5 protein-coding genes are annotated in these 8,195 nt (G+C 54.5%); 3 read left to right on the top strand and 2 right to left on the bottom strand.

What is annotated here, in order from left to right; genetic code table 11:
• Positions 1-85 precede the first annotated feature (85 nt).
• Together FDX11_RS15485 and rutR are read left to right on the top strand one after the other, a co-directional pair.
• Positions 86-1,000 (top strand): DMT family transporter, encoded by a 915-nt coding sequence (locus FDX11_RS15485; protein ID WP_042314115.1) that lies wholly within the window; start codon positions 86-88, stop codon positions 998-1,000.
• 58 nt (positions 1,001-1,058) lie between these two features.
• Positions 1,059-1,697: an HTH-type transcriptional regulator RutR gene (gene rutR / locus FDX11_RS15480; protein ID WP_137398183.1), complete on the top strand. Its 639-nt coding sequence runs from the start codon at positions 1,059-1,061 to the stop codon at positions 1,695-1,697.
• Here rutR and FDX11_RS15475 read toward each other — a convergent pair.
• Both FDX11_RS15475 and putA read right to left on the bottom strand, forming a co-directional pair.
• A complete protein-coding gene (locus tag FDX11_RS15475) occupies positions 1,694-2,089 on the bottom strand; it encodes a lysozyme inhibitor LprI family protein (RefSeq protein ID WP_137349321.1) in 396 nt (131 codons plus the stop codon). The genes rutR and FDX11_RS15475 overlap by 4 nt on opposite strands.
• A 58-nt stretch (positions 2,090-2,147) precedes the next feature.
• Positions 2,148-6,110, bottom strand: coding sequence for a trifunctional transcriptional regulator/proline dehydrogenase/L-glutamate gamma-semialdehyde dehydrogenase (gene putA, locus FDX11_RS15470; RefSeq protein ID WP_137398182.1), 3,963 nt, complete (start codon positions 6,108-6,110; stop codon positions 2,148-2,150).
• 421 nt (positions 6,111-6,531) lie between these two features.
• Here putA and putP point away from each other — a divergent pair, with 421 nt between their 5' ends.
• Positions 6,532-8,040 (top strand): sodium/proline symporter PutP, encoded by a 1,509-nt coding sequence (gene putP / locus FDX11_RS15465; protein ID WP_038639556.1) that lies wholly within the window; start codon positions 6,532-6,534, stop codon positions 8,038-8,040.
• The last annotated feature ends 155 nt before the right edge of the window (positions 8,041-8,195 follow it).

Below are 8,195 nucleotides of genomic sequence, written 5' to 3'. Positions count from 1 at the left end.
TCTTCCGGCGGTTTTTTTTGTCTGCAAGGTTGAACTGTAACAAAACGCAACGCAGACTAATGACATTCTGTTAATCGGGTGTCTCATGTCTTTACTTTCTCGTTATTCCTTTTCTGTTAAACCTCAGGAGGCGATCCTCATTGTGATCACCATGTTCTGGGGTGGAACGTTTTTGGCGGTGCAATATGCCGTTACTCTGAGCGGGCCCTTTTTCTTTGTCGGTGTGCGTTTTGCGACTGCTGCGCTGGCCGTTGCGCTTCTGTCGTGGCGAACGTTGCATAAGCTGACCTGGCTGGAGGTTAAAGCCGGCGTGGCGATCGGCATTGCGATAGCGCTGGGCTATAGCCTGCAAACCTGGGGTTTGCAGTTTATTCCCAGCAGTAAATCGGCGTTTATTACCGCGATGTATGTACCGCTGGTGCCGCTGTTGCAATGGCTGTGTCTGGGGCGTATGCCAGGTTTAATGCCGTGTGTCGGGATTGTACTGGCCTTTATCGGGTTGATTTTTCTTGCCGGGCCGGGGGGAAATTTACTGGCGCTGGGTGAAGGTGAGTGGATCACGCTTGCGGGCGCGGTGGCAATTGCGGCAGAAATTATTCTGATTAGCGCGTGGGCGGGAAAAGTAGATGTGCGTCGGGTAACGGTGGTGCAACTGGCAACCGCTTCTGTGGTGGCGTTTATTGCCATGGCCCCGGCAGGAGAGTCTGTACCGCCGATGTCGACAGGATTGCTGGTGGTTGCGCTGGGATTAGGCATTTTTAGCGCGATTATTCAGGTCACCATGAACTGGGCGCAGCGCAGCGTTTCGCCGACGCGGGCGACGGTCATCTATACCGGAGAGCCGGTGTGGGCGGGGATCTTTGGTCGTCTGGCGGGTGAACGCCTACCGCTACTGGCTTTGTTAGGCGCAGCATTCATTATTGTTGGCGTGCTGGTCAGCGAACTGAAGTTCAAGAAGAAAAAATCGCAGCCGCAGACGGCGCCTCCTGAATCGCTTTAATTTAACCATTCACCGTGTGATTTGGTATGCTGACGCCCTCACAAGAAGGAGAGGGCGCATGGTCCAACGCGCAGAGAAAAAAAACGGTAAACGCTCGCAGGCCGTCAGTGCTAAACGTCAGGCTATTTTAACCGCGGCATTAAATATCTTCTCCCAATATGGGATCCACGGTACGCGTCTGGAACAGGTGGCAGAGCAGGCGGGGGTGTCAAAAACTAATCTGCTCTATTATTACCCGTCAAAAGAGGTGCTTTATATTGCCGTTTTACGGCAAATTCTTGATATCTGGCTGGCACCGCTGAAGGCGTTTCGCGAAGACTTTGCGCCGCTGGTGGCCATTAAAGAATACATTCGCCTTAAGCTGGAAGTGTCGCGCGATTACCCGCAGGCTTCCCGGTTATTCTGCATGGAGATGCTGGCGGGCGCGCCATTGTTGATGGCTGAATTAACGGGTGATCTTAAAACGCTGATTGATGATAAATCGGCGTTGATTGCCGGATGGGTCAGCAGTGGGAAACTGGCTCCTGTCGATCCGCACCATCTGATTTTCATGATTTGGGCTTCAACACAACATTATGCAGATTTTGCCCCCCAGGTAGAGGCGGTAACGGGCGCAACGCTGCGTGATGAAGCCTTTTTTAACCAGACCGTTGAGAGCGTACAGCGGATGATTATCGAAGGGATCCGCGTGCGTTAGCTGGCAGGCGGTAGCGGACAGCTTAAATCGCCTTCTTCACACTGTAAAAGCGAGGCGAGAAACGCTTCGCGCTCGTTGGTCTTATCCGTTAAACACTGGCTGGAAATCATCGCCTGGACGCTTCCGCCTTCGGTACCGGAACTGATTAACGCACAGTCTGCATCGCGCAGGGTTATCCACGAAGTTTGCGCTTTTTTCAGTAAATCGCGCTGGGTCGGGGCGGCGCGCTTCAGCGCATTCTGATACGTTTCATTAAGTTTGGCGTCTGCCGCTTTAAACTGCTCTGCCGCACAGGTGTTCATTTCAGCTTGATTATTCGCGTTGGCGCAGTCATCTGCCAGTGCCTGGCCGCTCAGCAGCAGCGCTGCACATGTCAGTAAAATTCGTTTCATGTTTCCCTCTGACTTTATAAAAAAGGCCCCGTTACCGGAGCCTTAATTAACCACAACCTTAGCCGATTGTCATCAGGCTGGCGTTGCCTCCGGCGGCGGCGGTATTGACGCTCAGGGAGCGTTCAATATACAGCCTCTCAAGCAGGATATTGCTTTCGCCGCGGGCAAAGCCCTGAACCGACACAATCGCCCCTTCACGGGCCGCCACCGCTTCACACAGCGCGCGAAGCTGATCGGAATCGCCATGGAAAATAACGGCATCGAACGGCTGCGTGGTGATGTTGTCCGCTTTGGCAAACTGAATCCGCCCGGAGACTGCAACTGGCAGACGTTTTGCCAGTTCGCGATGGAACGCATCATCCGGCCACAGAATTAAGCTTCCCACCGAAGTCACGGCGGCAACCTGTACCAGCGCATCCTGCTCGTCATCGGTGATACACAGTACGCGCTCGCGCGGTAACAGCGTCCAGGTATTGCGCTCTCCGGTTGGTCCTGGCAGCAGACGTTGCGTTCCGGCCTGCGCCAGTTCACCAAACTGTTGGCAAATCGCACGCAGCGACGGACGATCGGCGGCCCATTCGGTGAGGGCTTCCAGCGGTTGCACGAGAGCCGCCTTGAGCTGCGCATCGACAGGATAGTCTGCATCCTGACGGGCAAGCGTAATGCCCAGCGCATTCTCCGGGCGGTTAGCCAGCAGGCGGTACAGGTACAGCGGTCCACCTGCTTTTGGTCCGGTTCCTGACAAGCCTTCGCCACCGAATGGTTGCACCCCGACGACGGCGCCAACCATATTACGGTTAACGTACAGGTTCCCCACATGTGCTGAACCGGTGACCTGAGCGATGGTTTCATCGATACGGGTGTGGACGCCAAGCGTCAGGCCGTAGCCGGAGGCATTAATTTGTTCAATCAGGCTGCCCAGATTGTTACGGGTGTAACGCACGACGTGCAGTACCGGACCAAACACCTCTTTTTGTAATTCATCGAAGCTTTCCAGCTCAATCAGCGTCGGAGCGATAAAGGTACCGGTTTGCCATTCCCGCGCATCGTCACTGTTCTCACGCACGGCCTGGAATACCGGACGTCCTTTGGCGCGCATGGCCTGAATATGGCGCTCAATATTGGCTTTGGCTTCTTCATCGATAACCGGCCCAATATCGGTAGTCAGGCGACCCGGATTACCCATGCGGCATTCCGCCATCGCCCCGCGCAGCATTTTCAGCGTGTGGTCGGCAATATCGTCCTGCAGACACAGGACGCGCAGCGCGGAGCAGCGTTGTCCGGCACTGTCAAAAGCAGAAGCCAACACGTCGACCACCACCTGTTCCGTCAGCGCTGAGGAGTCGACGATCATCGCATTCATGCCACCGGTTTCGGCGATAAGTGGGATTGGACGGCCCTGAGCATCAAGGCGGGTCGCGATATTGCGTTGTAACAGCGTGGCGACTTCCGTCGAGCCGGTAAACATCACGCCGCGTACGCGCTCATCGGAAGTGAGTTGCGCCCCGACGGTTTCGCCCTGGCCTGGCAACAGTTGAACCACGCCCGGCGGTACGCCTGCTTCGAGTAAAATAGCGATACCCTGGGCGGCAATCAGCGGGGTTTGTTCCGCTGGTTTTGCCAGTACGCTGTTGCCTGCGGCCAGCGCGGCGGCAATCTGTCCGCTGAAAATGGCCAGCGGGAAGTTCCACGGGCTGATACAAACCACCGGGCCTAACGGACGATGGGTTTCATTATCGAAGTCATCGCGCACCTGGCCTGCATAGTAGTGCAAGAAGTCTACCGCTTCGCGCACTTCTGCAATGGCGTTGCTGAAGGTTTTACCCGCTTCGCGCACCAGAATGCCAATCAATTGCTGCATCTGGCCTTCCATCAGAACGGCGGCGCGATGCAAAATAGCGGCGCGCTCTTGTGGCGGCGTCGCAAACCAGATTGGCGCATTATTGACGGCGTTTTGTAATGCCTGTTCCACTTCGCTGTGAGTCGCTTCACGCACGTAGCCGACAATGTCTTTTGGCTCGGCCGGGTTAACCACCGGGGTCATTTCACCGTCAGCAACCGGCTGCTCGAGAATCGGTTTGGCATGCCATTTTTGCAACGCGCTATTGAGCAGGGCAGAGGACAGCGAGGCCAGACGATGTTCGTTAGCCAAATCCAGTCCGCCTGAGTTTTCCCGGCCTTTACCGTACAGGTCGCGCGGCAGGGGAATCTTCGGATGCGGTAAACCTGTCTGGCCTTCCTGTTGCGCCAGTTTTTCCACGGCTTCGACCGGATCAGCAACCAGTTCGTCCAGCGGCAAAGTGGTGTCAGCAATGCGGTTGACGAACGAGGTGTTGGCACCGTTTTCCAGCAGACGACGCACCAGGTACGCCAGCAGGGTTTCGTGCGTACCTACTGGCGCATAAATACGGCATGGACGGTTCAGTTTGCCATCCGCGACTTTGCCTGTAACCTGCTCGTACAGGGGTTCACCCATGCCGTGCAGGCACTGGAACTCATACTGACCAGGATAATAGTTTTGCCCTGCTAACTGATAAATCGCCGCCAGCGTGTGGGCGTTATGGGTGGCGAACTGCGGGTAGATCAGATTCGGTACGGCCAGCAGTTTTTTCGCACAGGCCAGATAGGAAACGTCGGTATACACCTTACGGGTATAAACCGGATAGCCTTCCAGACCGTCCATTTGCGCACGTTTGATTTCGCTATCCCAGTATGCGCCCTTAACCAGACGGATCATCAGGCGGCGGCGACTGCGGGTGGCGAGATCGATCAGATAGTCGATAACAAATGGGCAGCGCTTCTGGTAGGCCTGGATAACAAAGCCGATACCGTTCCAGCCCGCCAGTTCGGGTTCGAAGCACAGTTTTTCCAACAGATCGAGGGAGATCTCCAGTCGGTCAGCCTCTTCGGCGTCGATATTAATACCGATGTCGTACTGACGGGCCAGCAGTGTCAACGATTTCAGGCGCGGATAGAGTTCATCCATCACGCGGTCATATTGCGCGCGGCTATAGCGCGGGTGCAGCGCCGACAGCTTGATCGAAATGCCAGGCCCTTCATAAATGCCGCGTCCGTTAGACGCTTTACCAATGGCGTGGATCGCCTGCTGGTAAGAAACCAGATAAGCCTGGGCATCGGCGGCGGTTAGCGCCGCTTCGCCTAGCATGTCGTAGGAGTAGCGGAAACCTTTTTCTTCCAGTTTACGTGCGTTAGCCAGCGCTTCGGCGATGGTTTCCCCGGTGACGAACTGTTCGCCCATCAAGCGCATCGCCATGTCGACGCCTTTACGCACTAAAGGTTCGCCGCTCTTGCCGATAATACGGTTGAGCGAGCGGGAGAGGCTGGCTTCGTTATGCGTAGAAACCAGACGACCGGTAAACAACAGTCCCCAGGTCGCCGCGTTAACGAACAGAGACGGGCTACGCCCAATGTGCGACTGCCAGTTACCGTTGCTGATTTTGTCGCGGATCAACGCATCGCGGGTTGCCTTATCGGGAATACGCAGCAGGGCTTCCGCCAGACACATCAGCGCCACGCCTTCCTGCGAAGAAAGGGAGAACTCCTGCAATAAACCTTGTACCATTCCGGCGCGACCGCTGGCGGTCTTCTGGTTACGCAGTTTGTCGGCCAGATCGTACGCCAGCTTATGCGCCTGCTCGGCGATGGGTTGCGGCAGACGTGCCTGCTCCATCAGCATCGGCACGGCGTCGGTTTCGGCGCGGCGGTACGCGGCGGTGATTGCCGCACGGGAAACAGACTGCGGCAGAATTTGTTCGGCAAATTCCAGGAAAGGCAGATGCGTTTCATTCTGCGGCGTGGTTGACTCTTCACCCTCATTCGCCGCGCCCGCCAGCAGGGCCGGCAGTTCAGGAAGTGCATCGTCATTTTCCAGTCTTTCGAGATAATTAAAGATGGCTTGTTTGATCAGCCAATGCGGTGTGCGATCGATTCGTGATGCGGCTGTTTTAATACGCTCGCGAGTGGCGTCATCCAGCTTAACCCCCATCGTGGTGGTTCCCATGCCGTTTACTCCTGTTGTACTGAAATACGGGTCTGATAGTTACCGAGAAATATCCACTATGTTGCAACTTTGTGCAACCGTGTTAAATGTGACGTGGTTTGCAAGCTTGAAAATGAATGAAATGTTAATAAAGATGGGGGTCGTGACAGGGCGAATAAAAATTACGGAATCTTTTTCTCTGCGGTAGTTAACACTTTTCAAAGGTGCAACCAAGAAAAGTGTGAGAGAGTGCAACCTACAGAAAAATGCTATCTACTCTGGATCAATTTTGATGTAAATGGTGTGTTAAATCGATTGTGAATGACCATCGCTTCCGGCAGGATACGGTCGCCTGGTAAACATAGATATCTTTGCCACGTTCCGGCAGGGTAATAAAACGGCAAGCCACGGCATTGCTGATACATAATTTTGGAGAGTTTTGATGGCTATTAGCACACCGATGTTAGTGACATTCTGTGTCTATATTTTCGGCATGATATTGATAGGGTTTATTGCATGGCGTTCAACCAAAAACTTTGACGATTACATTCTGGGTGGACGCAGCCTGGGTCCATTCGTGACCGCGTTATCTGCTGGCGCATCCGATATGAGTGGCTGGTTGCTGATGGGTCTGCCTGGCGCGATTTTCCTGTCGGGGATTTCAGAAAGCTGGATCGCCATCGGCCTTATTTTGGGCGCATGGATCAACTGGAAGCTGGTGGCCGGACGTTTACGCGTACACACCGAATACAATAATAATGCCCTGACGTTACCGGATTACTTTACCGGTCGCTTTGAAGATAAAAGCCGCATTCTGCGGATTATCTCCGCGCTGGTTATTCTGCTGTTTTTCACCATCTATTGTGCTTCAGGAATTGTGGCAGGGGCGCGTCTGTTTGAAAGCACCTTTGGCATGAGCTATGAAACAGCGCTGTGGGCGGGAGCGGCCGCGACGATCATTTACACCTTTATTGGTGGTTTCCTGGCGGTAAGCTGGACTGATACCGTTCAGGCCAGCCTGATGATCTTTGCTCTGATCCTGACGCCGGTCATGGTCATTATCGGCGTGGGTGGATTCGATGATTCGCTGGAAGTGATTAAACAAAAGAGCATTGAGAACGTAGACATGTTCAAAGGGCTGAATTTTGTTGCCATCATTTCTCTGATGGGCTGGGGCCTGGGCTACTTTGGCCAGCCGCATATTCTGGCGCGCTTTATGGCGGCAGATTCTCACCATAGCATTGTGCATGCACGTCGCATTAGCATGACCTGGATGATCCTGTGTTTGGGCGGCGCAGTTGCCGTTGGTTTCTTCGGTATCGCTTACTTTAATAACAACCCGTCGCTGGCAGGTGCCGTTAATCAGAACGCTGAGCGTGTGTTTATTGAACTGGCGCAAATCCTGTTCAACCCGTGGATTGCCGGTATTCTGCTGTCTGCGATCCTCGCGGCGGTGATGTCGACCCTGAGCTGCCAGTTGCTGGTGTGTTCCAGCGCAATCACCGAAGATTTGTACAAAGCGTTCCTGCGTAAAAATGCCAGCCAGAAAGAGCTGGTGTGGATTGGTCGTATCATGGTGCTGGTTGTGGCCCTGGTGTCCATCGCGCTGGCGGCCAACCCGGAGAACCGTGTGCTGGGTCTGGTAAGCTACGCCTGGGCTGGCTTTGGCGCGGCGTTTGGTCCGGTGGTTCTGTTCTCGGTAATGTGGTCGCGCATGACCCGCAACGGCGCGCTGGCAGGGATGATCATCGGCGCGGTGACGGTAATCGTCTGGAAGCAGTTTGCCTGGCTGGGTCTGTATGAAATCATCCCTGGCTTTATTTTCGGCAGCATCGGTATTGTCGTCTTTAGTCTGTTGGGTAAAGCGCCTTCAACCGCAATGCAGCAACGTTTTGCCGAGGCTGACGCGCATTATCACTCCGCACCGCCGTCTCGTTTACAGGCAGAATAATCTGCCTTTGTCCTCAGGCCCGCTGTGTGCGCAATACCGTTCGGTTAAGCATGTATGGAGAACGTTTTACCCTGAATTAGTTTCCGTTCACCTTATGTGCATTGCTTCTCTGATATCGCTATACCTGTGAACGTGCAAGGGAGGCTCACCGCCGC

The organism is Citrobacter sp. wls714 (assembly GCF_005281025.1).
Lineage (GTDB): Bacteria > Pseudomonadota > Gammaproteobacteria > Enterobacterales > Enterobacteriaceae > Citrobacter > Citrobacter werkmanii.
Note: the sequence above shows the minus strand (reverse complement) of the source record. Positions and strands in the feature narration are given on the sequence as shown.